The sequence below is a fragment of the Streptomyces sp. NPDC002490 genome, from assembly GCF_040296045.1.
Lineage (GTDB): Bacteria > Actinomycetota > Actinomycetes > Streptomycetales > Streptomycetaceae > Streptomyces.
Map to the genome: position 1 here is coordinate 126,974 of NZ_JBEOWM010000003.1, position 25,634 is coordinate 152,607.

The 25,634-nt window shown below is 70.9% G+C and carries 29 protein-coding genes and 2 pseudogenes; 17 read left to right on the forward strand and 14 right to left on the reverse strand.

The annotated features are described in order from the left end of the window. Positions 1-161: 161 nt before the first annotated feature. A complete protein-coding gene (locus ABT092_RS02935; protein ID WP_351239078.1) occupies positions 162-323 on the forward strand; it encodes a hypothetical protein in 162 nt (53 codons plus the stop codon). Positions 324-372: 49 nt separating this feature from the next. Then, positions 373-657, forward strand: a complete 285-nt coding sequence (locus tag ABT092_RS02940; RefSeq protein ID WP_351239080.1) for a hypothetical protein — start codon at positions 373-375, stop codon at positions 655-657. On the opposite strand, the gene ABT092_RS02945 is transcribed toward ABT092_RS02940, so the two are convergent. After that, entirely contained in the window at positions 616-1,146 is a 531-nt protein-coding gene (locus ABT092_RS02945; RefSeq protein WP_351239082.1) for an NUDIX domain-containing protein, read from the reverse strand. The two genes, ABT092_RS02940 and ABT092_RS02945, sit on opposite strands and share 42 nt — an antisense overlap. A 1-nt stretch (position 1,147) precedes the next feature. Further along, a complete protein-coding gene (locus ABT092_RS02950) occupies positions 1,148-2,503 on the reverse strand; it encodes an NsdA family TPR-like regulatory protein (RefSeq protein WP_351239084.1) in 1,356 nt (451 codons plus the stop codon). Between the two features lie 220 nt (positions 2,504-2,723). Here ABT092_RS02950 and ABT092_RS02955 point away from each other — a divergent pair, with 220 nt between their 5' ends. From ABT092_RS02955 to ABT092_RS02980, 6 genes are all read left to right on the forward strand, one after another. Then, complete coding sequence (locus ABT092_RS02955) at positions 2,724-3,473, forward strand: hypothetical protein (RefSeq protein ID WP_351239086.1); 750 nt, start codon at positions 2,724-2,726, stop codon at positions 3,471-3,473. A gap of 78 nt (positions 3,474-3,551) precedes the next feature. Continuing rightward, positions 3,552-4,463: a phosphotransferase family protein gene (locus ABT092_RS02960; RefSeq protein ID WP_351239088.1), complete on the forward strand. Its 912-nt coding sequence runs from the start codon at positions 3,552-3,554 to the stop codon at positions 4,461-4,463. A gap of 97 nt (positions 4,464-4,560) precedes the next feature. Further along, complete coding sequence (locus tag ABT092_RS02965) at positions 4,561-5,166, forward strand: class I SAM-dependent methyltransferase (protein WP_351239279.1); 606 nt, start codon at positions 4,561-4,563, stop codon at positions 5,164-5,166. Positions 5,167-5,201: 35 nt separating this feature from the next. Further along, positions 5,202-5,738, forward strand: a complete 537-nt coding sequence (locus ABT092_RS02970; RefSeq protein ID WP_351239090.1) for an HAD domain-containing protein — start codon at positions 5,202-5,204, stop codon at positions 5,736-5,738. A gap of 91 nt (positions 5,739-5,829) precedes the next feature. After that, positions 5,830-6,600, forward strand: coding sequence for a TetR/AcrR family transcriptional regulator (locus ABT092_RS02975; protein WP_351239092.1), 771 nt, complete (start codon positions 5,830-5,832; stop codon positions 6,598-6,600). 217 nt (positions 6,601-6,817) lie between these two features. Continuing rightward, positions 6,818-8,320 carry an MFS transporter gene (locus ABT092_RS02980; RefSeq protein WP_351239094.1) on the forward strand — a complete coding sequence of 501 codons (1,503 nt, stop codon included), beginning with the start codon at positions 6,818-6,820 and terminating at the stop codon, positions 8,318-8,320. Positions 8,321-8,386: 66 nt separating this feature from the next. Here the strand turns inward: ABT092_RS02980 and ABT092_RS02985 are convergent, their stop codons facing one another. Both ABT092_RS02985 and ABT092_RS02990 read right to left on the reverse strand, forming a co-directional pair. Continuing rightward, on the reverse strand, positions 8,387-8,665 hold the full coding sequence (locus ABT092_RS02985) for a hypothetical protein (RefSeq protein ID WP_351239096.1): 279 nt from the start codon (positions 8,663-8,665) through the stop codon (positions 8,387-8,389). Positions 8,666-8,897: 232 nt separating this feature from the next. Then, positions 8,898-9,380 (reverse strand): SseB family protein, encoded by a 483-nt coding sequence (locus tag ABT092_RS02990; RefSeq protein ID WP_351239098.1) that lies wholly within the window; start codon positions 9,378-9,380, stop codon positions 8,898-8,900. A 199-nt stretch (positions 9,381-9,579) separates the two neighbouring features. On the opposite strand from ABT092_RS02990, the gene ABT092_RS02995 reads away from it, so the two are divergent. The 3 genes from ABT092_RS02995 to ABT092_RS03005 all read left to right on the forward strand — a co-directional run bounded on the left by ABT092_RS02995 (position 9,580) and on the right by ABT092_RS03005 (position 13,196). Beyond that, positions 9,580-11,406, forward strand: coding sequence for an acyl-CoA dehydrogenase (locus ABT092_RS02995; protein ID WP_351239100.1), 1,827 nt, complete (start codon positions 9,580-9,582; stop codon positions 11,404-11,406). Between the two features lie 131 nt (positions 11,407-11,537). Further along, positions 11,538-12,830, forward strand: a complete 1,293-nt coding sequence (locus tag ABT092_RS03000; RefSeq protein WP_351239102.1) for a M18 family aminopeptidase — start codon at positions 11,538-11,540, stop codon at positions 12,828-12,830. Positions 12,831-12,977: 147 nt separating this feature from the next. Beyond that, positions 12,978-13,196, forward strand: coding sequence for a DUF6458 family protein (locus ABT092_RS03005; RefSeq protein WP_351239104.1), 219 nt, complete (start codon positions 12,978-12,980; stop codon positions 13,194-13,196). Positions 13,197-13,259: 63 nt separating this feature from the next. Here ABT092_RS03005 and ABT092_RS03010 read toward each other — a convergent pair whose 3' ends face one another. Both ABT092_RS03010 and ABT092_RS03015 read right to left on the reverse strand, forming a co-directional pair. Continuing rightward, entirely contained in the window at positions 13,260-13,676 is a 417-nt protein-coding gene (locus ABT092_RS03010; protein ID WP_351239281.1) for a hypothetical protein, read from the reverse strand. Between the two features lie 90 nt (positions 13,677-13,766). After that, the gene (locus tag ABT092_RS03015; protein WP_351239106.1) at positions 13,767-15,620 is read right to left on the reverse strand and encodes an NHL domain-containing thioredoxin family protein; all 1,854 of its coding nucleotides are present in this window, start codon (positions 15,618-15,620) and stop codon (positions 13,767-13,769) included. A gap of 213 nt (positions 15,621-15,833) precedes the next feature. On the opposite strand from ABT092_RS03015, the gene ABT092_RS03020 reads away from it, so the two are divergent. Continuing rightward, positions 15,834-16,316 carry a hypothetical protein gene (locus ABT092_RS03020; RefSeq protein WP_351239108.1) on the forward strand — a complete coding sequence of 161 codons (483 nt, stop codon included), beginning with the start codon at positions 15,834-15,836 and terminating at the stop codon, positions 16,314-16,316. On the opposite strand, the pseudogene ABT092_RS03025 reads toward ABT092_RS03020, so the two are convergent. After that, positions 16,309-16,539 (reverse strand): annotated as a pseudogene (locus tag ABT092_RS03025) (IS110 family transposase); the annotation flags it as partial. The gene ABT092_RS03020 and the pseudogene ABT092_RS03025 overlap by 8 nt on opposite strands. Here ABT092_RS03025 and ABT092_RS03030 point away from each other — a divergent pair. Further along, positions 16,522-16,902, forward strand: a pseudogene (locus ABT092_RS03030) (XRE family transcriptional regulator); the annotation flags it as partial. The pseudogenes ABT092_RS03025 and ABT092_RS03030 overlap by 18 nt on opposite strands. A 313-nt stretch (positions 16,903-17,215) precedes the next feature. Here ABT092_RS03030 and ABT092_RS03035 read toward each other — a convergent pair. Next, positions 17,216-18,781: a recombinase family protein gene (locus tag ABT092_RS03035; RefSeq protein WP_351239110.1), complete on the reverse strand. Its 1,566-nt coding sequence runs from the start codon at positions 18,779-18,781 to the stop codon at positions 17,216-17,218. A 34-nt stretch (positions 18,782-18,815) separates the two neighbouring features. Continuing rightward, positions 18,816-18,983: a thioredoxin domain-containing protein gene (locus ABT092_RS03040; protein ID WP_351239112.1), complete on the reverse strand. Its 168-nt coding sequence runs from the start codon at positions 18,981-18,983 to the stop codon at positions 18,816-18,818. Positions 18,984-19,161: 178 nt separating this feature from the next. Here ABT092_RS03040 and ABT092_RS03045 point away from each other — a divergent pair, with 178 nt between their 5' ends. Then, positions 19,162-19,698, forward strand: coding sequence for a GNAT family N-acetyltransferase (locus ABT092_RS03045; protein WP_351239114.1), 537 nt, complete (start codon positions 19,162-19,164; stop codon positions 19,696-19,698). 288 nt (positions 19,699-19,986) lie between these two features. Beyond that, the gene (locus ABT092_RS03050) at positions 19,987-21,357 is read left to right on the forward strand and encodes a thioester domain-containing protein (protein ID WP_351239116.1); all 1,371 of its coding nucleotides are present in this window, start codon (positions 19,987-19,989) and stop codon (positions 21,355-21,357) included. Positions 21,358-21,562: 205 nt separating this feature from the next. Here the strand turns inward: ABT092_RS03050 and ABT092_RS03055 are convergent, their stop codons facing one another. Then, the gene (locus ABT092_RS03055; RefSeq protein ID WP_351239118.1) at positions 21,563-21,760 is read right to left on the reverse strand and encodes a hypothetical protein; all 198 of its coding nucleotides are present in this window, start codon (positions 21,758-21,760) and stop codon (positions 21,563-21,565) included. Continuing rightward, positions 21,757-22,092, reverse strand: a complete 336-nt coding sequence (locus ABT092_RS03060) for a hypothetical protein (protein ID WP_351239120.1) — start codon at positions 22,090-22,092, stop codon at positions 21,757-21,759. Before ABT092_RS03060 ends, ABT092_RS03055 begins: the two co-directional genes overlap by 4 nt. 169 nt (positions 22,093-22,261) lie before the next feature. Between ABT092_RS03060 and ABT092_RS03065 the strand changes: the two genes are divergently transcribed. Further along, entirely contained in the window at positions 22,262-22,507 is a 246-nt protein-coding gene (locus tag ABT092_RS03065) for a GntR family transcriptional regulator (protein ID WP_351239122.1), read from the forward strand. 36 nt (positions 22,508-22,543) lie between these two features. On the opposite strand, the gene ABT092_RS03070 is transcribed toward ABT092_RS03065, so the two are convergent. Continuing rightward, on the reverse strand, positions 22,544-23,359 hold the full coding sequence (locus tag ABT092_RS03070; protein ID WP_351239124.1) for an aminoglycoside phosphotransferase family protein: 816 nt from the start codon (positions 23,357-23,359) through the stop codon (positions 22,544-22,546). Positions 23,360-23,589: 230 nt separating this feature from the next. Here ABT092_RS03070 and ABT092_RS03075 point away from each other — a divergent pair, with 230 nt between their 5' ends. Continuing rightward, positions 23,590-23,871: a GntR family transcriptional regulator gene (locus ABT092_RS03075; protein WP_351239126.1), complete on the forward strand. Its 282-nt coding sequence runs from the start codon at positions 23,590-23,592 to the stop codon at positions 23,869-23,871. 385 nt (positions 23,872-24,256) lie between these two features. Here ABT092_RS03075 and ABT092_RS03080 read toward each other — a convergent pair whose 3' ends face one another. Together ABT092_RS03080 and ABT092_RS03085 are read right to left on the reverse strand one after the other, a co-directional pair. Continuing rightward, positions 24,257-24,856 carry a hypothetical protein gene (locus ABT092_RS03080; protein WP_351239128.1) on the reverse strand — a complete coding sequence of 200 codons (600 nt, stop codon included), beginning with the start codon at positions 24,854-24,856 and terminating at the stop codon, positions 24,257-24,259. Positions 24,857-25,072: 216 nt separating this feature from the next. Next, positions 25,073-25,582, reverse strand: a complete 510-nt coding sequence (locus ABT092_RS03085; protein WP_351239130.1) for an ATP-binding protein — start codon at positions 25,580-25,582, stop codon at positions 25,073-25,075. Positions 25,583-25,634: the final 52 nt, after the last annotated feature.

The window sequence follows — 25,634 nt, forward strand, 5'->3', positions numbered from 1 at the left end:
CCGGGCGCCGGATGTGAGTGCGCTCATCTCGCTGAGAGTCGGCCCACGTTCGTTGACCCCGGGTGTCCTCCCGCCCTAGCCTCCCGTGTGCCGCGGTGCGGCGCGGAGGGCCCGACGAATCCCCGAACGGGCCGGTGGAAGCGAGCTGTTGAGGAGCACCGGTGACCGCTGTTGCCGCTTCGCACGTCAAGAGGACGGCCATCGCCTCCTCGCTGGCGCTGCTGCTCTCCCTGGGGCTGCTGTTCGGCCCGGTCCAGTCCGCGCGGGTGGACGGCACGACGGCCGTGAAGACGGCCGGGGCGATCGACCGCGGACCGCGCTGACGGCCGCCCGCACCGGGCCGCCGGCAGCGCGCCGTGCCACGGTGGGGGCATGACGACGCTCGCCCACCTGCGCAAGGCGGCACTGGCCCTGCCCGGGACCGCGGAGCGGGCCACCCGCACCGCGGCGGTGTCCTTCCTCCTGGCCGTGACGGCGACCGCCGCACTCGGCTGGACCGCCGTCTCCCGCCTGGTGGCGGTGCAGCGGTGCCCCCACCCGAGAGGGGTCCCAGCGGAAGCACGAGGAGAAGGAGGACGGATGCGGGCGGGGGACCACCAGGTAGTGGTAGTGGAACTACTCCCAGCCGTCGAGCGACACCTCTGGGCCTCCGACTAGGTAGCGGTGCAGGGCGCTGGCCGTGGTGGCCACGAACTGCTCCGGGACGGCGTCGATGTCTACCCAGCGAACTTGGGCGTGTTTGCGAGGTTCGCGGTTTTCGGGTTCGCCAGTCCATTCGTGGGTGGCGAAGACGACGGTGAGGAAACCGTTCGGGGCCTCGACGCCCCAGGCTCCGTGGATGACGTGGGCGACTTTGAGGGACTCGGGTTCCACCGTGAGGCCGGTCTCCTCGTAGAGCTCGCGGACCGCGGTCCTTGTGATGGCTTCGCCGGGGTCGCTCTTGCCGACGGGCAGGTCCCACAGGCCCGGAGCGAACTTGGCGTTCTCTCCGCGTTGGAGCAGGACGACGCGGTGGGTGGCCTTGTCGTGCACGATGATTGCCGCGACCAGCAAGGTCATCGATCCGAGAGCCGGCTTGAGGGTTTTCGGCTGGTTTTCGGTCTGCTGGGGCACGGGGTTCCCTTCGTCGGGCGCGTTGTCGGGCATGCTAGGTGAGGGCCTCGCGGGCGCGACGGGCGAGATCGGTGGCGCCGGGGACACGGCGGCGCTGGTAGACAGCGAGGGTGGACCGGATCGAAGTGATCGCCTTGCGAGTGCGGTCGGAGGTCATGCCTTCCATCAGGGCGAGGGCCTGGGTCCAGGCGGCGACTGCCTCATCAGCACGGGCTTGGGCGGCGAGACTGTCGCCTAGGTCGGCGTGGGTCAGGGCGTGAACGCGCTGGTACTTCTCGGGGTCCCAGCGGATGAGGGCGTCCCGGTGCTGTTGTTCGGTGCCGATGTGGTCGGCGAGGTCGGTCAGGGTGCGGGCGGTGTGGCTGGCGACGGTTCCGGCCGCAGGGCCGCTTACCTGGGAGTAGTCCGGCTGGGGGCCGTCGTCTCGTAGGAGGGCGTCTTCGGCGGCGAGCAGGGCACGGGCGGCTGACGGGTTCTCATGGGTGGCGGCGTGGGCGCGGGCGTGGGTGATGTGAAGGAGCGCTTCGGTGCGGCCGTCGACGTGGCCGAGGCCCTGTCGCAGGGCGCCCTCGACGAGGTCTACGCAGTGGTGGGGTTGTTTGAGGCTCAGTGCTTGATGAGCGAGGGCGCGCATCATCCAGGCGGTGTGCCCGTGGGGGTCTGCTTCGCAGGCGAGTTGGTAGCCGACTTGGTAGTAGCGCTGGGCGGCTCCCTCCTGACCGAGGTCGTGGTGCTTCCAGCCTGCGAGGTAGGCGAGTTCGGCAACGGCACCGAACGCCTTCCGGCGGTCGGCTTCGCTGGGGAATCGTCCGCGCAGCATGGGGGCGGCGGTGTCGGCGAGGTAGGTGGTGACCGTGGTCAGGCCGTGTCCGCCGCCGAGGCGCTCGTCGGCAGCGCTGAACGCTGCGGTGATCTGACGTACGACGTTCACGTCCTCCGCACCTACCAGGGACGTGCCGGTGCGGGCGCGGAGCATGCGGGCGGTCGCCTCGTGGTCGTGGCCAAGAGGCATGGCGACCCCGGCGGTCGTGAAGGCGGCGGCGGTGAGGAAGCGGCGGCGCTCGACGTCTGCACGGCCCAGATCGATGGCGGCGAGGACGGGATCGGCTTCCGTCGGCCCGTCGACTTCACCGGAGCGGAACCCGATCCCGGTCCGGGTGATCACACGCCCCGCGCGACGGGACAGCGCCTCGGCGAGGTACTGACCCATCCGCCCCGAAGGGGTGCGGGTGCCGTTCACCCAGTGCGAGACGGCCGACTTGTTGGTCTGGAGGACCTCGCCGTTCTCAGCGGCGACGCGACGCACATCTCTGGCGAGGGACTCATAAGTGCAACCGACCTCCTCGATGACGTCTCGCAGAAGGGGGTTGGGGTTCCTCGGTGCTGCCACGACCGCCTCCGCATCGGAGCTGTAAACCACGTATACCGCTGCAACTCCCTTCCACCGTACCCACTGAGCGTGACCGCCGGTTCACTATCCAGTAGCCGCCGGAACGGTGCAGGGGATTCGGATTCCCCCCGGCCCGGGCGGCTCCCCGAAGTTCCGTACGTCCGCATCCGGTTCGGGCACCCCTGTGCCCACATCCGGACGAGCAAGAGACGGAGACAAGGTGACCACCATCGACACCACGGCCATCACGGTCGAACTGCCCGAGGCGTTCGACCCGCGCTGGGACCGCCTGCCCGGCCTCCGGGTCCAGGGTCGACGCCTGACGATCGACCCGGCCGCGTACTTCTTCCGCTTCGAGTCGAACACCTGGCTCGTCGCCGACTGGGAACTCGTCCAGTCCCAGCTTTTCGGCTTGGACGAGACGACCGAGAGCGCGGTCGAGCAGCTCGCACTCGACTTCATCAAGCAGCACGGTAAATCCACCTCCGACCCGGCCCGTGTTCTGACCACCGCCCACGCGGTGTACGCGTACCTCTTCCGCGAGGAGCACCTGCCCGGTCTCGGCCTGCCGCAGATCACCACCGAGCACCTGCGGATGCTGCGCGAGGCCGCCACGCTCATGGCGCTCAACAAGGTCGAGTTGGACGGGCGCATCTCCAACGTCGGCCCGTGCTGGTTCTTCCCCGCCGCCACCTCCGTCGTCTTCGACCTGGACGACGAGACGGGCGGAACGCTCGACGAGGTCTACCACGGCGGCTGGTTCAACGAGCACCGCCGGATCGAGTCCATCAAGGCCCACGCCGCGCTCGGCGGTCGGCTGGTGCACGGCTGCCAGTCCGTCCCGGACCAGTCCGGCGGCGCCGTCGCGCCCTACGGCGCGTCGATGGCGAACTTCCGCGACGACCTCGCCGCCTTCAAGGCGGGCTGGATCGAGCAGGTCTACGCCCACCGCGTGCACCCCGCCGCGTAACCCCCCCGATCAGGCTCCGGGGCGGGCCGGCACCCCCGCCCGCCCCGGACGCCACCACCACCCTCCCGGAGCCCTCACATGACCGCGAACCCCAGCGCCGAACTCCTCGACAACCTGCTCACCCTGACCGGCCAGACCGCCGCCGTACGGGAGGAGGTACGCGTGTGGTCCTTGTCCGGGGTCGAGCGCGTGACCTTCCCCGACTGCTCCACGGCCGTCTTCAAGTACGCCAAGAAGCCCTTCGACAGCGAGGACCAGGCCCTCCGGCTGGCCCGCACCTGCGGCCTGCCCGTCCCCCGGGTGCATGCCTCCGCGGTCCTGGACGGTTGGCTCGGCATGTTCATGGAGGACCTCGGACCCGCCACCCGTGAAGCCGACGACCTGGACGGCATCGCCGCGGCCGTGGTGCTGCACGGGGCCCGCACGGCCGTGCCCCTACCCGTCCTCGACCACGAGCGGCTGCGTAGGCTACCGAGCCGGGCGCTGGAGCACCTTGCCCGGCTGCGCAAGGCCGACCGATGGCAGGAAGCCGACGACGTCGAAGACGCACTCGACCGGATCTCCCGAGCCGCCGAAGCGCGCTCGGCCGGGGCGACCCTGGCCCCCTTCGGCTGGGTGCACTCCGAGTTCCACCCCACCAGCCTCCACATCGGCCGACAGGGCTGGCGGATGCTCGACTTCGCCCGCGCCTTCACCGGCCCCGGCCTGCTCGACCTCGCCAGCTGGCACGGCACCGTCGAACCCCCGAAGCCCGAACGGCTCCGCACCCTCCTGGAGCAGTACGTCACCGCCGGTGGTACCCCCGACGCTCTCACCACACGCGGCGGACTCCCCGCCGAGAACTGGGCCCTGGGCTGGCACCGCACGTGGGCCGTCGAGTGGTTCATGGAGCAGTCCATCCGCTGGGTCGACGACCCCGCCACCGACCCCACCTACCTCAAGGTCGTACGCCGCCACCTCGACAACGTCCTCCACCTCCTGGAGATCTGACGTGCCCACCCAAGCTCCCCCGACGTCCCCCTGGCACGCGCACGCCCTCCAACGAGCAGCCGCCGGACCCGCCGCACCCCTCTCCGCGCCCACCCGGATGGAATGGACCACGAGACCCGGCCAGGGCCCCGGCGCCGAGGCCCTCGGCGCCGACCTGCACGGCAAGAGCGTTCTGGAGCTGGGCTGCGGCCCCGGCCACAACGCCGCCCACCTCGCCACCCGCCACCACGCCCACGTCACCGCCGTCGACCTGGTCGGCCTCCAGGTCCGCCGCGCCCGCTCCCACTACGGACGACTGAACAACCTCACCTTCATCGCCGGGCACGCCCTGCACCACCTGCACGCCTCCGACGAACAGTTCGACGCGATCTACTCCATCTTCGGCGCCATCGGCCTCGTCGCCCCCGAACTCCTGCTCCCGGCCATCGCCCGACGCCTCCCACCGGGCCGGGTGCTCGCCTTCTCCGTCCCCCACCCGCAGCGCGCCGGTCGCTGCCCGTCCGGCGACGACCGGCCCTGCCGGGACCACGTCACCCTCCCCGACCGCACCAGACTCCCCGTCGCCCGCTGGGAGTTCGCCCCCGACCGCTGGGAGAGGCAGCTCCGCCGGGCGGGCTTCTGGACCACCTCGGCCCAGGAGTTCCACGACCCCCGCACCGGCCACTGGCCCACCACCCTGCTGATCCGCGCCCGCAAACTCTGACCGCCACTCGTCCCGACTCCCCACGGAGGAAACGGATGCGCCCGCCCTACCTGCTCCTCGACGTCGACGGCGTCCTCATCCCCTTCCCCGGCCCGGACGGCTCGATCCCCGCCACCCACACCCGACACGACGTCGTCCCCACCGGCCGCAGCACGGACGCCCCGGTCAGCGTCTGGCTCGACCCCACTCACAGCGCCCTGCTCATGGAGGTGATCCGCACCGGCCTGGTCACCCCGGTCTGGTGCACCAGTTGGCGGCAGGACGCCACCGCCCTCATCGGCCCCCTCCTCGGTCTCCCCGATCTGCCCTATGTCGACCTCCCCCGCCCGAGGATCACCACCAGCCACCCCAACGGCTACCTCTGGAAGCGCGACCGCGTCGACGCCTGGCTCCACGGGGCACCCGCCGTCTGGATCGACGACGACTTCACCACCCTCGACCACGACTGGGCCGCGACCCGCACCGCACGAGGAGCCGCTACCCTCCTCGTCCAACCCGACCCCCATACCGGACTCCGACCCGAACACCTGACCAGGGCCACCACATGGGCTGCCCGCCTCGCCACCCGCTGACCCCGGGCAACCGCCCGACCGCCGCCGACCCCCCTCGGGCACCGCGTCCCGTCCCGCGTACCATCGGGGCCCCCACCCGAGAGGAGCCGTCGTGACCAGCGGTGACGTCCCGGACGCGCAGGAACAGCGGGTCACGGTCCCGGAGGCGGTCGTCCGGGAGGCGACGGCCCGTCCGGAACCGGAACCCGTACCGGAGGCCCGGCCGGAGGCGGAGCGGGAGACCAAGGGACAGCGCACCCGGCGGCGCATCCTGGAGGCGGCCCGGCGCCAGTTCGCGCAGTGCGGCTACGAGCGGGCGACGATCCGGTCCATCGCGGCGGACGCCGGCGTCGACAAGGCGTCGGTGATCCACTACTTCGGGACCAAGCAGGAGCTGTTCCGGGAGGCCGTGGCCTGGCAGATCCCGATCGCGGAGATGACCACCGACGATCCGCGCGAGTCGGTGGGGAACTACCTGCGGAACATGCTGGACAACTGGTCGAAGGACCCGGAGACCCCGATGACCGCGCTGCTGCGGGCCAGCATGACCAGCGAGGAGGCGGCGGAGCTGCTGCGCGGGCGGGTCACCGCGCAGGCGGTGGACCCGGTGGCCGAGCGGCTCGGCGACGACCCGGACGCCCGGCTGAAGTCGGCCCTGGTGGGCGCCATGATGATGGGCGTCGCCATGCACCGGCTCATCCTGCGGATGCCGGACCTCGCGGAGGCGGACCTCGCGGACGTGCTGCGGTTGGCGGTGCCCGTGCTGAGCGAGTTGATCACCCCGGAGCCGACGGCCGGACCCGCACCGGAGCCGAATCCGGAGTCAGAACCAGAACCAGAACCGGAACCAGAACCGGAACCAGAAACGGAACCGGAACCCTAGTCCCGGACCCGTCCGGGCGCGTTCCGTCGGAGCCCGTCGCACCTCCCGTGCGGCGGGCTCCGAGGCGTTCCGGGGGCCCGACCGGCGGGTCCGGGAACGGGGTGTGAGCTATTTCTCACCGCTCGGTGAGAAATAAAAGTCAACGCTCGGTTAGTTTTCTCGCTTGGTGTTGCCGGGCGGACCGGTACGCCCCTGACGCCTCACGAGGAGCTTCCCCATGACCACGACCGCGACCGCGCACGGCAGCGGAGCACCCCCCAGAGCGCTCGGCTGGGCCCTGGTGGTGATCGCGACGGCCCAGCTGATGGTGGTGCTCGACGGCACGATCACCAACATCGCGCTGCCCAGCATCCAGACCGACCTGGACCTCTCCGCGTCCACGCTGGCCTGGGTGGTGAACTCCTACGCGCTGGCCTTCGGTGGTCTGCTGCTGCTCGGCGGCAAGGCGGGCGACCTGTTCGGGCGCCGCCGGATGTTCCGCTTCGGCATCGTCGTGTTCACCGTCGCCTCGATCCTCGGCGGCTTCGCCACCAACGAGTTCCTGCTGATCGCGGCCCGGGTGCTCCAGGGCGTGGGCGCGGCGGTCGCCGCCCCGACCGCGCTGTCGCTGATCACGACCAACTTCCCCGAGGGCGCCCCGCGCAACAAGGCGATGGGCGTCTACGCGGCCATGGCCGGCATCGGCTCCACCGTCGGCATGCTGCTCGGCGGCGTCCTGACGGACTACCTCGACTGGCGCTGGGTGTTCTTCGTGAACGTCCCGATCGGTGTGGCGGTGCTCTTCGGCACCAAGCTGCTGGCCGAGGGCCGGCCGGAGCACGGGCGGCTGGACATACCCGGTGCGATCACCGGTACCGGTGGTCTGATCGCCCTGGTGTACGGGATCACCCGTGGTGGCGAGCACAGTTGGACCGACGGACTGGCCCTCGGCTCGTTCGCCGTCGCCCTGGTGATGCTGGCCCTGTTCCTGGTCCTCCAGACCAAGGTGGACCACCCGATGCTGCCGCTGCGGCTGTTCGCCGACCGGACCCGTTCCGGCTCCTACGTGACCATGCTGCTCCTGGGCGCGGGCATGTTCGCCACGTTCTACTTCATGACCCTGTACATGCAGCAGGTGCTGGGCTACAGCCCGGTCAAGACCGGTCTGGCCTACCTGCCGTTCAGCATCGGCATGATGATCTCGGCGACGATGGGCTCCCGGCTGATCTCCCGCTGGTCGCCGCGCCGGATCGCGGGGCCCGGACTGCTGGTCGGCGCGGTGGGCATGCTGTGGTTCGCGATGCTGGAGACCGACTCCTCGTTCGCCGGGCACCTGGCGCCCGCGATGTTCGTCACCGCGCTGGGCCTGGGCGCCAGCTTCGTGCCGATGACCCTGGGCGCGGTGCAGGGCGTGGCCCCGCAGGACTCCGGGATCGCCTCGGCGCTGTTGAACACCGCGCAGCAGATCGGTGGTGCGCTGGGTCTGGCGACCCTGACGACGGTGGCCGTGGCGCAGTCGAACGACGTGCTGCCGAACGCCTCGGCGAGCTTCTACCAGGCGGCGGCCACCGGTGACGCCAGCCTGATGCAGCGCGCGGCGGAGGCGCTGACCGAGGGCTACGCGGCGGCCTACCTGGTGGCGGCGGGCCTGTTCGTGGCCGGCCTGGTGATCACGGTGGTGGCCCTGCGCGGCGCCCGTCCCGCGACGGGTGAGGCCCCGCCCGCGGCTCACCTGGGCTGACGGTCACGCCGTCGACGGTCCACGGGCTGACCGGTGGGGTGCGGAGCGGAATCCGCACCCGGCCGGTCAGCCTTCGGCGTTCTCGTGCTCCGCTTCCTGCTCCCGCCGGCGCCGTTCGGCGGCCCGCTCCCGGGCCTCGCGGCGTTGGCGCTGCCGGGGGCCGAAGGTGAAGAGGTTGAGCGAGAGCACCAGCAGGCCGACGACCAGCAGCAGCGGGCCGCGGCCCTGGAAGTAGGAGAGGAAGCCGAGCACCAGGACGAGTCCCGCGCCGGCGATGCCCGCCCAGTCGGCGTACGTGCCCACGATCTTGCCGGCGCGCTCGGCGGCGCGGCCCTTGCGTCCCATCCGGACACCCCGTTTCGTCTTCGGCCCCGAGAGCCCCGAGAGCCCCGAGAGCCCCGAGAGCCCCGAGAGCCCCGGGTTCCGGGTCCCTGGTTCCGGGCCGGTCCCGCGGGGCGGCCGGTGCCGCACCCGGGGTCATTGTCACCCGGACGGCCCCGGAACCGAAGGGGTCACCGGGGCCGTCGTGGCGGTCGGGGAGGGCGCCGGGGTTCAGCAGTGCCCGCGGCGCCCCGGCTCAGCCGTACATGCGGCGCATCGCGAAGTCGACCATCTGCTCCACGGCCTTCGCGTCGAAGACCATCCGGTGGTCGCCCTCCATGTCGAGGACGAACCCGTACCCGGTGGGCAGCAGGTCGGTCACCTCCGCGCCGGTGATCACGAAGTACTTGGACTCCTTGCCCGCGTACCGGCGCAACTCCTTCAACGTGGTGAACATCGGGATCACCGGTTGCTGGGTGTTGTGCAGGGCGAGGAACCCGGGGTTGTCGCCGCGCGGGCAGTACACCTTGGAGGTCGCGAAGATCTGCTGGAAGTCCTCGGCGGCCATGGAGCCCGTGGTGAACGCCCGGACCGCGTCCGCGAGGGACGGCGGGGACGGCTCCGGATACAGCGGGGGCTGCTGTGCGTACCCGCCGGTCGCCGGCGGGGGCGGGGACTGCGGCTGCGCGTAACTCTGCCCAGGGGCGGCGCCGCCTGCGTGCTGGTCGTAGCCGTACATGGGCGCAAGCGTACCGAGCGGCGGGGGGCCGCCGGGCCGCGCCCGTCCGGGTGCGGTGCGGGCGCATCACGGGGGGACGGTCGGGGGAAGGATCAGCGCGTCGGGGGGTTGCCGATATTACCGATGGGTAGCATCATCGTGAGTACCTGCTACTCGCCAGTACGCGTGTCATCACCGAGCTACCTACGGAGCCGTCGCCATGGGGCACTACAAGTCGAATCTCCGCGACATCGAGTTCAACCTCTTCGAGGTGCTCGGCCGCGACCGGATCTACGGCACCGGACCGTTCGCCGAGACGGACGTGGAGACGGCCCGCAGCATCCTGGCCGAGATGACCCGCCTCGCGGAGAACGAACTGGCCGCGTCCTACGCCGACGCCGACCGCAATCCGCCCGTCTTCGACCCCGCCACCGGTACCGCCCCCGTCCCCGAGTCCTTCAAGAAGTCCTACCGGGCGTTCATCGACTCCGAGTACTGGCGCCTCGGCCTGCCCGAGGAGATCGGCGGCACCCCCGCCCCCACCAGCCTGATCTGGGCGTACGCCGAGATGATCCTGGGCGCCAACCCGGCGATCTGGATGTACGCCTCCGGGCCCGCGTTCGCCCGCATCCTCTTCGAGGAGGGCACCGAGGAGCAGCGGCGGATCGCCGCGCTCGCCGTGGACCGGGCCTGGGGCTCCACGATGGTGCTCACCGAGCCCGACGCGGGCTCCGACGTGGGCGCCGGCCGGTCCAGGGCCGTGCAGCAGGAGGACGGCACCTGGCACGTGGAGGGCGTGAAGCGGTTCATCACCTCCGGCGAGCACGACCTGGCGGAGAACATCCTCCACTACGTGCTGGCCCGCCCCGAGGGCGCCGGCCCCGGCACCAAGGGGCTGTCGCTGTTCCTGGTGCCGAAGTTCCTCTTCGACGTGGAGACCGGCGAACTCGGCGAGCGCAACGGCGTGTACGCCACCAACGTCGAGCACAAGATGGGCCTCAAGGCGTCCAACACCTGCGAGGTGACCTTCGGCGACCGGCACCCCGCGAAGGGTTGGCTGGTCGGCGAGGTGCACGACGGCATCCGCCAGATGTTCCGCATCATCGAGTTCGCCCGCATGATGGTCGGCACCAAGGCGATCTCCACCCTCTCCACCGGCTACCTCAACGCCCTGGAGTACGCCAAGGAGCGCGTGCAGGGCACCGACCTGGCCCGGTTCATGGACAAGGGCGCGCCCAAGGTCACCATCACCCACCACCCCGACGTGCGCCGTTCGCTGATGACGCAGAAGGCGTACGCGGAGGGCATGCGGGCGCTGGTCCTCTACACGGCGAGCGTGCAGGACGCCATCGCGGTCAAGGAGGCCGCCGGCGAGGACGCCGCGGCCGAGCACGCCCTCAACGACCTGCTGCTGCCGGTGGTCAAGGGCTACGGCTCGGAGAAGGCGTACGAGCAGCTCGCCCAGTCGCTCCAGGTGCTCGGCGGCTCCGGCTACCTCCAGGAGTACCCGGTCGAGCAGTACATCCGGGACGCCAAGATCGACACCCTCTACGAGGGCACCACCGCGATCCAGGGGCAGGACTACTTCTTCCGGAAGATCGTCCGCAACCAGGGCGCCGCGCTGAACGCCCTGGCCGAGGAGATCAAGAAGTTCCTCGCCCTCGGCTCCGGGGGCGAGGAGCTGGCCGCGGCCCGCGACCAGCTCGCCCGGGCCGCCGGCGAGCTGGAGGCGATCGTCGGCGTGATGCTCACCGACCTCGCGGCCACCGAACAGGACGTCCGCTCCCTCTACAAGGTCGGCCTCAACGGCACCCGGCTGCTGCTCGCCTCGGGCGACGTGGTCGTCGGCTACCTGCTGCTGCGCGGGGCCGCGGTCGCCGTCGAGAAGCTGCCGTCCGCGTCCCCGAAGGACCGCGCCTTCTACGCCGGCAAGATCGCCGCCGCCCGGTTCTTCGCGGCGAACGTCCTGCCCGGGGTGGCCACCGAGCGGTTGCTCGCCGAGTCCGTGGACCTCGGGATCATGGACCTCGACGAAGCCGCTTTCTGAGCCGGACGCACCCCCCGAACGGCCGGTGCGAAGATCCGGCACCCCGGACATCCACCCACGACATGTACATTTCACTAGGGGCCCGCTCACACCCCCGGGGGCGGGCCCCTGCTCGTCGTTAAGGTGAACCCATGAGCCAACCCCCCCGCTTCGACCGCGGCCACACTGACGACCTCATGACGTTCCTCGCGGCCGGCCCCTCCCCCTACCACGCCGTGGCGAACACCGCCCAGCGGCTGGAGAAGGCCGGATTCCGGCAACTCGCCGAAACCGACGCCTGGGACGGTACCGCGGGCGGAAAGTACGTCCTGCGCGGTGGCGCCGTCGTCGCCTGGTACGTCCCCGAGGGCGCCAGCGCCCACACCCCCTTCCGCATCGTCGGCGCCCACACCGACTCCCCCAACCTGCGGATCAAGCCCCTCCCCGACAGCTCCGCCCACGGCTGGCGCCAACTCGCCGTCGAGATCTACGGCGGCCCGCTCCTCAACTCCTGGCTCGACCGCGACCTCGGCATCGCCGGCCGGCTCTCGCTGCGCGACGGCACCCACCGCCTGGTCAACGTCGACCGCCCGCTCGCCCGCGTCCCCCAGCTCGCCATCCACCTCGACCGCAAGGTCAGCGCGGAGGGCCTCAAGCTCGACCCCCAGCGCCACCTCCAGCCCGTCTGGGGCTTCGGCGACGCCCACGAGGGCGACCTCATCCGCTTCCTCGAAGAGGAGCACGACCTCCCCGCCGACTCCGTCACCGGCTGGGACCTGATGACCCACCCCGTCGAAGCCCCCGCCTACCTCGGCCGCGACAAGGAACTCGTCGCCGGGCCCCGCATGGACAACCTGATCTCCGTGCACGCCGGCGTCGCCGCCCTCGCCGCCGCCGCGGCCACCGGGGACCTCCCGTACATCCCCGTCCTCGCCGCCTTCGACCACGAGGAGAACGGCTCCCAGTCCGACACCGGCGCCGACGGCCCGCTGCTCGGCTCCTGCCTGGAGCGCAGCGTCCTCGCCCGCGGCGGCACCCTGGAGGACCGCGCCCGCGCCCTCGCCGGCACCGTCTGCCTCTCCTCCGACACCGGCCACGCCGTGCACCCCAACTACGCCGAGCGCCACGACCCCACCCACCACCCGCGCGCCGGCGGCGGCCCCATCCTCAAGGTCAACGTCAACAACCGCTACGCCACCGACGGCTCCGGGCGCGCCGTGTTCGCCGCCGCCTGCGAGAAGGCCGGCGTCCCGTTCCAGACCTTCGTCTCCAACAACGCCATGCCCTGCGGCACCACCATCGGCCCGATCACCGCGGCCCGGCACGGCATCAAGACCGTCGACATCGGCGTGGCGATCCTCTCCATGCACAGCGCCCGCGAACTGTGCGCCGCCGACGACCCCCATCAGCTGGCCAACGCCCTCACCGCGTTCCTCACCGGCTGACCCGGACCCGTCCCGTCCCGCCCGTCCCGTGCCCGTTCCCCCGCCGCGGGGGAACGGGCATGCGCATGACCCCCCGGAGCCCGGGTACGCGCCCCCCGAACGGAACTGCCGCAACGATTCGGCACAGCCGACAGGGAGGCCAGATCCATGGGACTGGGCGGATGCATCCTGCTCCTCGCGGTGGGGGCCATCCTCACCTTCGCCACCGACTGGGAGGTGCAGGGCCTCAACCTCGACGTGGTCGGACTCGTCCTCATCGCCGTGGGCCTCATCGGCATCGCGGCCTTCACCAGCATCGCCCGCCGACGCCGGGTCCTCGTCCCCGGCGCCACCACCGTCGTCGACGAACGGCACGACACCCGCTGACGCCCCCGGGGCCCGGCCACCGCCGGGCCCCGGGCACCCGGGCGCCCCCGCCCGGAAGCGGGGCTACGACTCGGCGATCTCCCGCCGCAGCCGATGGGTGAAGCGATGCAGGAGGTCCAGGGTCTCCCGGAACTCGGCCCGGTGCTCGTCCCTGCCGTCGGTGGGCCGGGTGCTCCACACCCGACGCGCGAGGGCGTCGGCGAGCTCGACGGTGTCCTCGGCGCAGAGCAGGTAGAGGGCCGAACGCGCCTCCTGCATCCGTTGCACCCACTCGTCGGCCCCGGGACCGTCGTCCCCGAGCCGGGTGCCCTTCAGGTGGTCCAACAGCTGCACCACCGCCGTGTTGAAGCCGATTCCGGCCCTGAGCTTCTGCTCGCGCAGCCACAGGCGATCCTGCCGGCGCGCGGTGAACCACGCACCGAACAGGACCCCCACCAGGCCGATGGCGGCCCCCACGGCCACGGCCAGCACGTTCGCCACCATCCGCTCCCCCCGACGCCGGTGGCGCCAGGCTACCGAGGCGGTCGCTCCCCGCCCCACCGGGACGGGACGCGGCCGTCCGCCGGCCCGCTACGCCTCCTGCGGGTCCATCCCTGCGAGCACCAGCGGCAACCGGTCCGCCGCGCCCGCCACCAGCCGCACCGGAACCCCCCAGTCCTGCTGGTGCACATGGCACGCCGGATACGGGTTGGCCGGATCGTCGTCGCAGGACGCCGCCATCGCCGACACGTGCAGCACCCCCTCCGGCACCGCCGGGTCCAGCTCCAGCGCACGGGACAGGTCCGTCCCCGCGCCCGCGCCCGTCCGCAACAGCTCCGGCGGCGTCGACGACACCAGCAGCCGCGTCGACGGACCGTACCGGGTGTCCAGTTTCTGCCCCGCCGGCGCCTGGAACACCACGTCCACCATCAGCGCCCCCGGCGCCACCTCCGTCGCCTCCCGTCGCGTGCGGTGCGCCACCGCCGCCACCCGCACCGCCTCCTCCGGCAACCGCAAGCGGGTCAACCGGTGCCGCGCCGACTCCACCACCACCACGTCCCCGTCCACCACCACCGCGTCCGAGGGCTCCCGCAGGTCCGTCGCCAGGGTGCTGACCCGCCCGCTCACCGGGTCGTAGCGGCGCAGCGCGTGGTTGTAGGTGTCGCTGATCGCGACCGAACCGTCCGGCAGCACCGTCACCCCCAGCGGATGCTGCAACAGCGCCTCGGCCGCGTCCCCGTCCCGGTGCCCGAAGTCGAACAGCCCGGTGCCCACCGCGGTGTGCACCGTCCCGTCCTCCGTCACCCAGCGCAGGGCGCTGGTCTCCGAGTCCGCGACCCACAGCCGGTCCTCGCCCGCCGCCAACCCCGAGGGCTGAGCGAACCACGCCTCCGCGGCCGGCCCGTCCACCAGCCCCTCGTTGGTGGTGCCCGCCGCCACCGCCACCGTGCCCTCCACCGGGTCGTACGTCCACAGCTGGTGGACGCCCGCCATGGCGATCCACACCCGCCCGCCGAAGTACGCCACGTCCCACGGCGAGGACAGGTCCACCTCCCGGGCCGGCCCGCCGGTCGGCGAGCCCTGCCACCACTGGCGCCCGGTGCCGGCCAGCGTCGTCACCGCCCCCGTCACCGGGTCCAGCCGGCGCAGCGCGTGGTTCACCGTGTCCGCGACCACCACCGAACCGTCCGGCAGCGCGGCCAGCCCCTGCGGCTCGCTGAACGCCGCCCGCTCGCCCCGCCCCGCCGGTGCGTCCGCGAAGCCCCGCTCGCCCGAGCCGAACCGCCGCAGCACCTCCTCCCCGTCCGGCGCCAGCTCCACCAACTGGTGCCGGGTGGTGTCCGACACCAGGAAGTTCCCGGACGGCAACAGCAGCGCCTTGCCCGGGAAGCGCAGCTCCGTCGCCGCCGGCTCCGGCGCCACGTACGGGCCGTCCCCGCGCCGCAGGGTGCCCTTCGCCGCGTGCTCGGCCTCCAGCTCCGCCACCAACCGCTCCAGCGCGTGCGCGTGCCCCTCGCCCGCGTGCTGCGCGACGACGTACCCCTCCGGGTCGATCACCACCAGCGTCGGCCAGGCCCGCACCGCGTACTGCCGCCAGGTCGCCAGTCGCGGATCGTCCAGCACCGGGTGCTCCACCCCGTACCGCTCCACCGCGTCCACCACCGCCGCGTGCTCCGCCTCGTGCACGAACTTCGGCGAGTGCACCCCGACGATCACCACCGTGTCCCGGTGCTTCTCCTCCAGCTCCCGCAGCTCGTCCAGGACGTGCAGGCAGTTCACGCAGCAGAAGGTCCAGAAGTCCAGGATCAATGTGCGACCTCGGAAGTCGGCGAGCTTCAGGTCCTTCCCGCCGGTGTTGATCCAGCCGCCCTCGCCGATCAGCTCGGGGGCGCGGACACGGGCACGACGGGGCGCGGGAGTGGGCGCCGAGGCAGCATCGTTCATGTTTCAAGCTTGCCATTGGCCCATGAACACCGGATCACGGATGTACGACGCCGTTGTCCTGCGCAGCTACGGGATCCGCTCCACCACGGACTAGCCTCCTTGGACGCCCCGGACGAACAGGGTTCCTGTGCGCCGACTACCGGGGGGTGCCTCTATGAGGTTCGTCAAGGAAATCGGGCTGCGTTCGGGCGGGTGGCCAGGCAGCATGGCGAGATGCCAGATCTGCTGTGGGACGACGTCAGGGAGTTCTTCGACCCTGGCCTGATGGGGTCGCTGCCAGATGGGCGGGTCGCAGATACCTCGGTCGAGGACTGGCAGGCGGTGCTTGATCTGGTGCGGTCGCAGGGGTGGTCGTGCGAGTACTCCGAGGACGGCGTCCCGGTTCGGCTGCCGCGAGCTGCGGACATGCTGGCCCGCAGCGAGGGCGCCGACGCGTTGTTGAGGGTCTGGCCCGCTACTGGATTCCTGGTGATCTTTCGGGCGTATGAGGCCAGCTCTATCGACTTCGATGTTGATCTGCGAGAGCTGTGGGGCCAGGACGGCGTCAACCTGCTGTGCCGTCTGCTGCGGGCGATCGGGCGCCGGCTCGGTAAGCCGGTGACGTTGACTCCGGAGTCCGATCCACTCCGCCCCGTTCTCGGGTTCGATGCCGATGCCGACCGCGTGGTGCTGCTGGCGGAACCACGGCTCAGCTGACCGCTTCGGCTGGCCGGGACTCGTAGAAGGTCCCGTCGCGGAGCATGGCGAACAGGACGTCGACCCGGCGCCTGGCCAGACAGAGAAGTGCCTGGGTATGCCGCTTCCCTTGGCCGATCTTCTTGTCGTAGTAGGCGCGGGAGGCCGGGTCGCCGAGTGAGGCGAACGCGGCCAGGAAGAACGCCCGTTTCAGCTGCTTGTTGCCTTCTTCTCTTCGAGCCGGGGCGACTCGTACGAGGATAAGCACTACGTAGTGATCGTCCAGCATCGGAACCGGCTGACCGTTCAGAGTCTGCCTGGGGCGAGCAGCAACCCGGACAGCCCGCTCACGCTGGATCTGACCGTTGATCGCAACGTGGTCACGGGTACGTGGGTCGAGCAGACTGCCGCAGACGGCTACTACAACGGGGCCCGCTACCACGGGGCCATCCAACTCCTGGTCGAGCCGACCGGGCGGCGTATGGCCGGGAAGTGGGTCGGCTTCGGCAAGGACTTCGACGTGAATACCGGCCCCTGGGAACTGCGGCTGGTGGATCGGTCCACGAGCAAGGCGACGCTGGAGAGGTACAGCCAGCCGCCGGAGTGACATCCGACGGGGCACTTGATGAGCCGAAGACCCCACGGGTGGGGCCTTCGGCGGGCTTTGCAGGGCGTTAACTGTGCCGCTCTCGTGCCTTCGGCGGTCGATATGCGCTGGTCAGAGCCCACGATGGGCCCGAAAAACGGGGCCATACCCAGCGTGCACGTTCCGAGCTGAGGCCGGGGTCGGGATGGTGACCACAGCGCAACTTCGCGCCGACCCTCGGGCCGCCCCAGTGACGAAGTGACGGAATGACGGTTTGCTCTACTCCGTCTATAGAGCTCAGAACATCTCTTAAAGAGGTAATGGGCTTCGACCGTCATTCCGTCACTTCGTCACCCGCTGACTCCTCCCCAGCACCGTCTCTCGTCGCCCAGACGATCCGGCAGCGCTCGTCGCCGTCGAACCTCACGCCCACCCTGCCTCGCTGGACTTCCACTCGATCGATTGCGAGGCCAAGGCGTTCACGTCTTCCGGCCGCATCGTCGCCTTCCCAAGCTTCACGTAGCAGACCCGCATCCAGGAGCGGAGAGATGTCCACCGAAGGGGTCGGCATCCGCAGTAGGTCCGCGCGCAGCCCCTCGATCCGGGTACGAAGTCGTCCGGCGAGCCGGTTGTACCGGTCGATCGCGTCTGCGCCGGTGAACTCGCCACGGACGTACCTGGCCTCCTCCAAGTCCGACAGACGAGCCCCCTCGTCCGCGATCTCCGCCTCGATCGCGTCCCGCTTCGCGAAAACCTCCGGGTCCTCCCTCTGCACCCAGCGATCGGCGATCACGGCGAGGAGCGGGTCCTGAGGCTCCAGGGACGGCAGGCGTGAGAGGAATGCCTGAGTCACGTAGTCGTCGATGCTCTCGACCCGAGCCGATACGCCGGAGCATCCTCGCCCCATCCGGTGGCTGGAGCACTGGTACGACGTGCCGGCCTTGCTCATCCGAGCCCCGCAGAGCCCGCAACGCGCTATCCCGGTGAGCAGAGACTTCCCTTGCTTGTGACTGTGCCGCTTCCCCGCCAGCGGGAACGTGCGCGCTTCAAGCTGGCGGAGGATGAGTTCGCGCTCCCCGACCGTGATGATCCCCTCACCAATGCTCACGGTCTCCAGCGTCTCCGGGTCTCGGTAGGGAGAGACCCGGTTCATGTATTTGCGTGTCCCGTCCGGCTGCTCCTCGTACTCGGTCTGCGGCATGAGACCGGCGAAGGCCGGTGAACGAAGGAGTTGCATGACGCTGGACGAGTTCCACTCGCCTCCACGGGCGGACTCCACCCCGTGCTCGTTCAGCAGCCGGGCGATGTGGACGAGCGCCTTCCCGGACAGCGCTTCGTCGGCGATCAGGCGGGCGTAAACGGCGGTCTCGGGGTCGTGGACGAGCTTCTTCGCCTCCGGGTCCACCAGCAGCCCGTAAGGCGGCTGTCCGCCGACCCACTGGCCCCGCTGCCGTAGGTACCGCTTGGCGTTGCCGACGCGCATCCCAAGGTTGCGGGACTCGTTGCGCGCCAGTTCCGCCAGCATCGCGATGGTGACGCGGGCGCTGTCGTTCTTCGTGTCGAGGCCGTCCATGACGGAGACCAGCCGTCCGCCGACCCGGCCTATGTCGTCCAGTGCCTTGCCGACCTCGCCGATGCCCTTGCGGGACAGGCGGTCGAGCTTCCAGACGATCAGAACGCCCACGACGCCGGCCGTGGCTGCTGTGATCGCTGCATCGAAACCTTTGCGGCTGACGTTCTTGTAACCGGAACGTCCACGGTCGATGTGGACCTTGCGGACAGTGAGTCCGTTGCGCTCCGCCCATGCGCGGCAGTCGGCTTCCTGGCGGTCGATCGCCGTCTTGCCCTCCCGGTCCAGGGACAGGCGCAAGTACAGGTCAGCAGTGGTGTGTTGGTGCACGTCCCCAACGCTAGCGAGAAGTGCTCACATTGGTTCAGGAAATCCAGAAGTCCAGGACGACGATGCGGCCCCGCAGGTCCGCGAGGGTCAGCTCCTCGCCGCCGGTGTTCAGCCAGCCGCCCTCGCCGACCAGCTCGGGGGCGCGGACACGGGCACGACGGGGCGCGGGCGCGGGGGTGGGCGCCGGGGCGGATGCATTCATGCTGCAAGGGTGCCACCCGCGCCCGGGCGGGGACGACGTGTGCGGGGTCACCCGGGCGGGGGCGGGGCCCGCGCGGCTGCCCCAGGTCCTCGGGCGGTGTGCGACGGTCGCGGGATCGCCGGGAGCGGGCGCTCGCGGACCCGTGGCCCGGTCCGGCGCCGGTTGACAGGATCGACTCATGAGCCAGCACTCGGTGTCCCTGGACGAGATCGTGTTCGACGACTGGCGGGCCGTCCACTCCTGGGCCCGTCTCCCGGAGGCCTGCCGCTTCCAGCCCTGGGGGCCGAACGACGAGGACCAGACGCGCGATTTCGTGAGGGCCGCGGTCGAGGCCCGGTCGAGCACGCCCCGGCGGAGGTTCGTCTACCGAGCGCGTCTCGGGGACGAGGTGGTCGGCGTGGGGGAGTTGCGGGTCCGCAGCCACACGCGGCGCCAGGGCGAGATCTCCTACGTCGTGCACCCCCGGGCATGGGGGCAAGGCATCGGCACGGGAATCGGGCACCAGCTCCTCTCGCGCGGCTTCGGCGAGTTGGGACTCCACCGCATCGTCGCCACCTGCGACCCGCGCAACCTGGCCTCCGCCCGCGTGCTGGCCAAGCTCGGCATGACGTACGAGGGCCACCTCCGGCACACGGCGTGGATACGGGACGGCTGGCGGGACTCCCTGACGTTCAGCGTCCTCGAAGAGGAGTGGCGTGCGCAATGCCCGGAGTGACGCGGAGACGGTCGGTCCGCGGAGGGGGCGGCCGGTCCGCTCGATGGACGTCACGGATCGTCAGTTCCGGTAGGACACAGGTGATCGGAGAGGTTATGAGTAGTTACAAGATGTGACGTCAGATACACGCCTGATATGCCAAATGGACTGAATGGGTGGATATCGTGTCCGGTGCAGAGCGCGATGCGCGGGTTCACGTACTCGTGTCAACCGGCTCTCCTTCCAAGGAAAGGACCGGACGTGAAAATAGCCAGCAGGGCACGGAGCCGATGGACACGACGCGCGGGCGTGGTGACGACGGGTCTCCTCGCGGTCGTCGTGCTCTTCGTGCCCGGAACGGCCGTGGCAGCGGCCGAGGCCGACCCTCCGCAGAGCGGCGACACCGTGTACATCGAGAACCGGCAGGGATACAGCGGCACCGGCTTCTTCTCCGTCCACTCACCCGTGCCGGCGGACCTCGACGATCCGGGCGAGCCCGACCTCTGGGCCTACTGCATCGAGCACGACGTGACCGCGCTGACGGACATCACCGGCACGGTGAGCGGGCCCGAGGACTTCCTCGGGTCCAACCACTTCACCGATCCGGCAGTCCAGGGCAAGGTCCTCTGGGTACTCGAACACGGCTATCCGGCCCTGAGCCTCGAAGAGTTCGGCGCCGCGGCGGGAGTGCCCGGGATCGCGCGCAACGACGCCATCGAGGCGATGCAGTACGCGATCTGGCGGTACACCGACCTCGGCTTCGACGCCGCCTGGGCGTGGGAGACCAGCGACTCGGAGGCCGCGTACTACTACCTGATCAACGGTGCGAACGCGAGCACGGGAACGCCGCCGACCGGAGCCGCCACCAGCATCTCGATCTCCGCGCCGAGCACCGCGCAGGAGGCCGGAACGATCGTCGGCCCCTTCGTCGTGAGCACCAACCGCCCCACCGTGCGCGTCTCGGTCACCCCCGGGGCGACGCTGACCGACGAGAACGGCGTCGCGCTCGACCCGAACTCCGTCGTCGACGGTCAGGCCCTGTACCTGGACCTCCGCGGCACCAACCGGTCGGGGACCGCCACGATCACGGCCACCGCCCCGGGCTCCGCGCACCACGGCCGCATCGTCTCGGTGCCCACCTCGCCCGGAGGCACGCCCACCGCGGCGGACCACGCCCAGTCGATCGTCCTCGTGGCGCCGAGCGGAGCCACCACGAGCGCCGAGGCCCTCGCACGGTGGAGCGGCGTCGAGGGCGAGGACACCGGCGGCACCGGCGGAAGCGAGAGCACCGGCGGAAGCGAGAGCACCGGCGGGAACGGCGGGGCCGGTGCGTCCGGCGGGGGTGGAGCCACCGGTGGGAGCGACGGCACCGGCGGGGGCCAGGGCTCCGGCGGGAACGGCACCACCAGCAGCGGTGCCGGCGGGGCCGGAACCACCGGCGGGGACGACGGGACGGAGCCGGACGACGGCACCGCCGTGACCACCGGGGGTTCCACCACCGGCGGGGCCGCCGAACCGTCCGCCGGAACGGGTGCGTCGACCTCGCCCGCGGCCGGCGGCCCGCTGGCCGCGACCGGCAGCAACGGGATCGCGGTGACCGCGAGCATCGCCGGCGTGCTCGCGGCGGTCGGCATCGGCGTGCTGCTCGCCGTCCGGCGCCGGCGCATCGCCCGGCGCTGACCCGACCGGCGGGTCCGTCGCTCCGCACCCCGCGCAGCGACGGACCCGCCACCGGCACGGCGGACGGCGGAGCCAGCCGGGGAGGACGAGTTGGCGCACGGTCTGGGCGGCGACCCGCACCCCGTGGTCCGCGGTGACCAGTTCCACGCACGGGTCGATCCCGCCGAACAGGCCGGGCACGGCCCTTTCGCCGTTGGTGGGTCTGTCAGTCGGTGGTGTGGTGGTCGGCGGTGCAGGGGCCGGATGCGCCGGCGTGTTGGGGACACACGCGGTGGGTGATGAACCCGGTGCCGCTGACGCTGCCGTACCCGAGGACGACGGGGGCGGTGGTCCAGCGTCCGCAGTGGCAGCAGTGGGTGCCTGCTTCGGTGGGCGGGGCGTTGGTGAGCGCGTCGCGGGTCATGCGGTCGCCCCTGTCCGGACCTGGTGGACTCCGGGGGCGGTGTACGGGTAGTCGTAGCCCCGTTCGGCCCAGGCGGTGGCGTAGTAGCGCTCGCGCTGTTCTGGGCTCAGACGGCGGGCTTCCTCCGCGTGGAAGATCGCTCGGGCTTCGGTGGCGCTCGGGCCGGTCCACGGGCGGGCCCATGCGCTCACCCGCCCGGGGGCGGTGCCGGAGGCCGGCCCGGCGGGGCGGGCGGCGAAGTGTTCGGCGGTGTGGCGCCCCGGTCGGGTCCGGCGGGTCAACGTCAGGTGGGCGGACACCCACATGAGTGCACGGACGATAAACTCACGCATACGTCGGTCAGCTCCCTAAAGCTGGTTCGGCGAGCCCCGATGGACCGTTCCCGCGGTCTGTCGGGGTGTTTTCGTCTTCGACGACGGATACCCTATACCCCCCTGTCCACCCCTGTCGGCGGACCGGGATGGGAGTGCGTCGTGGTCAGCGCCTCGGTAGCGTCAGGGGGTGGAGTTCGACCCCATGCGCCCCAAGTGGCAGCAGATCGCCGAAGAGGTATCCCGCAGGATCGAGCGCGGGGAGTATCCGCAGCGCTTCCCGCTCTCGGAAGTCAGGCTGGCGGCTGAGTTCGGGGTCAACCGGGACACGATCCGCAAGGCGACCAGGGCGCTACGTGAGTCGGGGCTGATCACGACTGTCCCGAGTCTGGGGACGTTCGTCCGGCCCTCGGACGGGGACGAGGCGGAGGAGTAGCCCCGTCCGGACACCCGAAGGGGTCCGTGGGCGGGTCTACGCGCGCCGTGGCGTGCGGGTGCCGAGCGCATCGACCAGGTTTCGGAACTGTGCGTTGCTGACCGATGACCCTCGTTCGCCCACGCGTGCCGCTGCTTGGCGGCAGGTCGCGTTCACGAACGCCTCGACCGCTCGTGGGTCGGCCTCCTGCCAACTGGTGAACCCGTTCAGCCAGCGGGCGACGTCGTCCAGGCCTTGTCCGAAGCGCATGAGCCACCGGCCCGTGTAGGCGACGTCGACCCATGCGGGTCCAAGGACGGGCATCGCCCAGTCGATGACGTGTGCGTGTCCCTCCCGGTCGATGAGGACGTTGTGGGGGTTCGTGTCCGTGTGAAGGAGATGGGTGCCGGCCAAGTGGTCCGCTTCACCGGGACGCAGATGGTCGGCGAGGCGTTCCGAGAGTCGCGGGAGGGGAAGACCGGGTGCTGGTAGGCGGTTCATCCGCCGTAGGGCGTCAGCCACGGCAGGAAGATCGCCCGTGTCGGGGCCGTAGTCGACATGGCGCCCGTCGATGTGGTCGAACGCCAGACAGGTCCATCCGCCGACCTCGAAGCGGTGCCGGATCGCCGGACAGATGCCGCCCAAGGCTCCGTTCACCCGCTCCTCGCGCACCAATCCCGCTACCCCGTCGCCGTCGTCCGCCCGTACCCCTTTGAAGAACAGGCGCCCGCTGCGGAGGGTGTGCAGCGTCAGGGCCGTGGAACAGTTGAACCCGCTCGGCACGCTCTTCGATGCCACGACGGTGCCGGTGCACGCCTCCACCACACGGCGGAGATTCTCCGGCAACTCTTCCCATTCGATTCGCTCGTTCATGTGGTCCCCACTCTGTGGGGAGGGGTACCGACTGACCGGTGCCCCTCCCGCCCTCAACTAGCGTCGCGTGTGGCCGCACTTGATGCAGCGCTCAGCACCGCTCCACATCTCGTACTGGTGGTCACACTCGCTCAGAATCCATGGATTCATGGGGAGACCTCTCTGTTGGTGTCGAGCCTTTGACATGGCTTGCTGTGCTCTGTCGGATGGACCCGGTTACCGTTGGTCGGATGGACTACGGCCCTGATGACGAGATCGAGCGGGATGCCCCCGAGCCGCCGTTTCACCAGCTCGCCGGCATCCTGCGGGCGCGTATCGCCCGCGGTGACTGGAAGCCCCGTCGTCCGATCTCGTCAGAGACTCGTCTCTGCGATGAGTTCGGGTTGTCCCGTCCGACAGTGCGTCGGGCGATCGCCGTCCTGGTCTCCGAGGGGATGCTGTTCGTCGTTCCGCAGCGTGGAACGTACGTCGCGGATCGGAGCGCCCGGGACGAGGGCCAAGGGGGCGGGTAGCCCCGCCCGCTGCGATTGGGGCGGCATGGGTGTCTCACATCGCGCGCTGTGGGACACCCATTCGTCCCATCGGCCTTCCGCGTGTGGGAAGGCCGGAACGGGCCCCGAGCCTGTCATGCGGCACTAAGCTCCGGGTCTGTGAACGAACCCTTCGCAGGTGCCGACGACCCTGCGTGCGGTATCTGCCCGTCGAAACGGCTTCCCCGGTCCGGGTTCGTGGTCTACGACCGTCCGAACCGAGAAGCTCCGTTCAACTCCGAGGACGGCTACCGCTACGCTCCCGATGGCACCCCGGCATGTGTCCACCCCCACAAGGTGGGACTCGAACCTGACAGGTTCGGGCCCGCCCCGGTGGAGACCGAACAGGATGCGCCGGTTGTCGTGCCTAGCTGGTGGCGGCGCCTAGCGGGATGGACACCCTTTTCCCGCGGTCGGTGACACCGATGCGGGCGTACACCTCGTCCAGCACGGCGCGGCGCCGTTCGGTCTCCGCGCTTCCGATCCAGAAGCGCGGGTGCACGTCGCCGAACGCGCTCTTGTAGCACTGGTGGGTGTAGTCGCCGTGGTCCCACGCGCCGCCCCCGGGGCCTTCCTCCATGTCCGTCATGTGCACGAACTGGAACCCGCCGCGTTCCTGCATGCGGCACAGCAACGTGAACTGCGCCATGAGCGCGTGGGACATCACGTCGACCGGCACGGGGAGGGGTAGTTCCGCAGCCTCCTCGTCCCCGTCCGTGAGCGCGAACACGGCGCTCTTCAGGGCCATTCCCCGAACGGTCTCCTTGAACAGGGCGGGAGCGTCGCCGATCGCGTCGTAGTCCGGGATGACCGGGTAGCCGTAGAAGTCATCCCAGTCGGACGAGTACTTGGCGCATGTGTCCCAAAGACGCCCGAACTCGGGGTCGGCCTCGATGGTGGCCAAGATCCCTCGCGCCCGCTCGGCCACCCTCTCGGGGGCCGGACGCACCATACTTGCTCCTGACACGGTGCACTCTCCTTCGTTGGTTGGTGCTCGGTGCCCCATCGACTGTCAGCCTGAAACAGTCGATGGGGGGGGATTTGCTGCCCCTGTCGGTGCATCTGCGGGGAGCCTTTCCGCTCCAGGCAAGGACAGGGTTCCGTCACGCGGTGGCGCGGGTCGGCGACCCGCGGATGCGTGTCGGTCGTGCTGGTGGGGCCCCGCCCGCCCCGCTCCCCTCTCCTACGGTCGGTCGGCACCGCCCTGCGGGTGGTCGGGGAGCAGGCACCAGGTGGTGGTGCCGTCCGGGGTGACGCCCCAGGCGTCGGCGAAGGCCCCCACCAGGTGCAGGCCCCGGCCGCCCTCGGCCAAGGGGGAGGCGGGGGCGGGGGCCGCGAAGGGCGGGCGGGGGGTGCCGCCGCCCACCTCGATCCCCACCCGGTGCCCGGTCCGCCACACCCGTACCCGCACGGTGGGCCCGCCGCCGTGTCGGAAGCCGTTGGTGGCCAGCTCCGAGAGCAACAGGCCGAAGTCGTCCCGGACCCCGCCCATTCCCCAACTGTCCAGGCAGGTGTTCCCCACCCGCCGCAGCAGCCCGGGCCACATCCGGTCCACGTCCGTGCGCGCCCCGACCCGGGAGAGCGTCACGTCGAAGCCCGTCTCCTCCGGTGCGGTGCGGGGGTGGACGGACGGGGCGCGGCCGGCGGTCGACGGGGTCGACGGGGAGGAGGGGAGCGGGGGAACGACGGGCACGTGAAACCTCCGGAGGGTGGGCGTGCGGGAGCGCGAGGCAGGCGCACGGGTG

Excerpts from the sequence above, each read along its gene's own strand:
- ABT092_RS02960 (WP_351239088.1), top strand. The coding sequence starts at position 3,552 with ATGACCGCGAACCCCAGCGCCGAACTCCTCGACAACCTGCTCACCCTG.
- ABT092_RS03045 (WP_351239114.1), top strand. The coding sequence starts at position 19,162 with ATGAGCCAGCACTCGGTGTCCCTGGACGAGATCGTGTTCGACGACTGG.
- ABT092_RS03005 (WP_351239104.1), top strand. The coding sequence starts at position 12,978 with ATGGGACTGGGCGGATGCATCCTGCTCCTCGCGGTGGGGGCCATCCTC.
- ABT092_RS02990 (WP_351239098.1), bottom strand. The coding sequence starts at position 9,380 with ATGTACGGCTACGACCAGCACGCAGGCGGCGCCGCCCCTGGGCAGAGT.
- ABT092_RS03075 (WP_351239126.1), top strand. The coding sequence starts at position 23,590 with ATGGACTACGGCCCTGATGACGAGATCGAGCGGGATGCCCCCGAGCCG.
- ABT092_RS02995 (WP_351239100.1), top strand. The coding sequence starts at position 9,580 with ATGGGGCACTACAAGTCGAATCTCCGCGACATCGAGTTCAACCTCTTC.
- ABT092_RS02970 (WP_351239090.1), top strand. The coding sequence starts at position 5,202 with ATGCGCCCGCCCTACCTGCTCCTCGACGTCGACGGCGTCCTCATCCCC.
- ABT092_RS03060 (WP_351239120.1), bottom strand. The coding sequence starts at position 22,092 with ATGCGTGAGTTTATCGTCCGTGCACTCATGTGGGTGTCCGCCCACCTG.
- ABT092_RS03055 (WP_351239118.1), bottom strand. The coding sequence starts at position 21,760 with ATGACCCGCGACGCGCTCACCAACGCCCCGCCCACCGAAGCAGGCACC.
- ABT092_RS02940 (WP_351239080.1), top strand. The coding sequence starts at position 373 with ATGACGACGCTCGCCCACCTGCGCAAGGCGGCACTGGCCCTGCCCGGG.
- ABT092_RS02965 (WP_351239279.1), top strand. The coding sequence starts at position 4,561 with ATGGAATGGACCACGAGACCCGGCCAGGGCCCCGGCGCCGAGGCCCTC.
- ABT092_RS03070 (WP_351239124.1), bottom strand. The coding sequence starts at position 23,359 with ATGAACGAGCGAATCGAATGGGAAGAGTTGCCGGAGAATCTCCGCCGT.
- ABT092_RS03040 (WP_351239112.1), bottom strand. The coding sequence starts at position 18,983 with ATGAATGCATCCGCCCCGGCGCCCACCCCCGCGCCCGCGCCCCGTCGT.
- ABT092_RS02945 (WP_351239082.1), bottom strand. The coding sequence starts at position 1,146 with ATGCCCGACAACGCGCCCGACGAAGGGAACCCCGTGCCCCAGCAGACC.
- ABT092_RS03000 (WP_351239102.1), top strand. The coding sequence starts at position 11,538 with ATGAGCCAACCCCCCCGCTTCGACCGCGGCCACACTGACGACCTCATG.
- ABT092_RS03020 (WP_351239108.1), top strand. The coding sequence starts at position 15,834 with ATGCCAGATCTGCTGTGGGACGACGTCAGGGAGTTCTTCGACCCTGGC.
- ABT092_RS02985 (WP_351239096.1), bottom strand. The coding sequence starts at position 8,665 with ATGGGACGCAAGGGCCGCGCCGCCGAGCGCGCCGGCAAGATCGTGGGC.
- ABT092_RS02980 (WP_351239094.1), top strand. The coding sequence starts at position 6,818 with ATGACCACGACCGCGACCGCGCACGGCAGCGGAGCACCCCCCAGAGCG.
- ABT092_RS03015 (WP_351239106.1), bottom strand. The coding sequence starts at position 15,620 with ATGAACGATGCTGCCTCGGCGCCCACTCCCGCGCCCCGTCGTGCCCGT.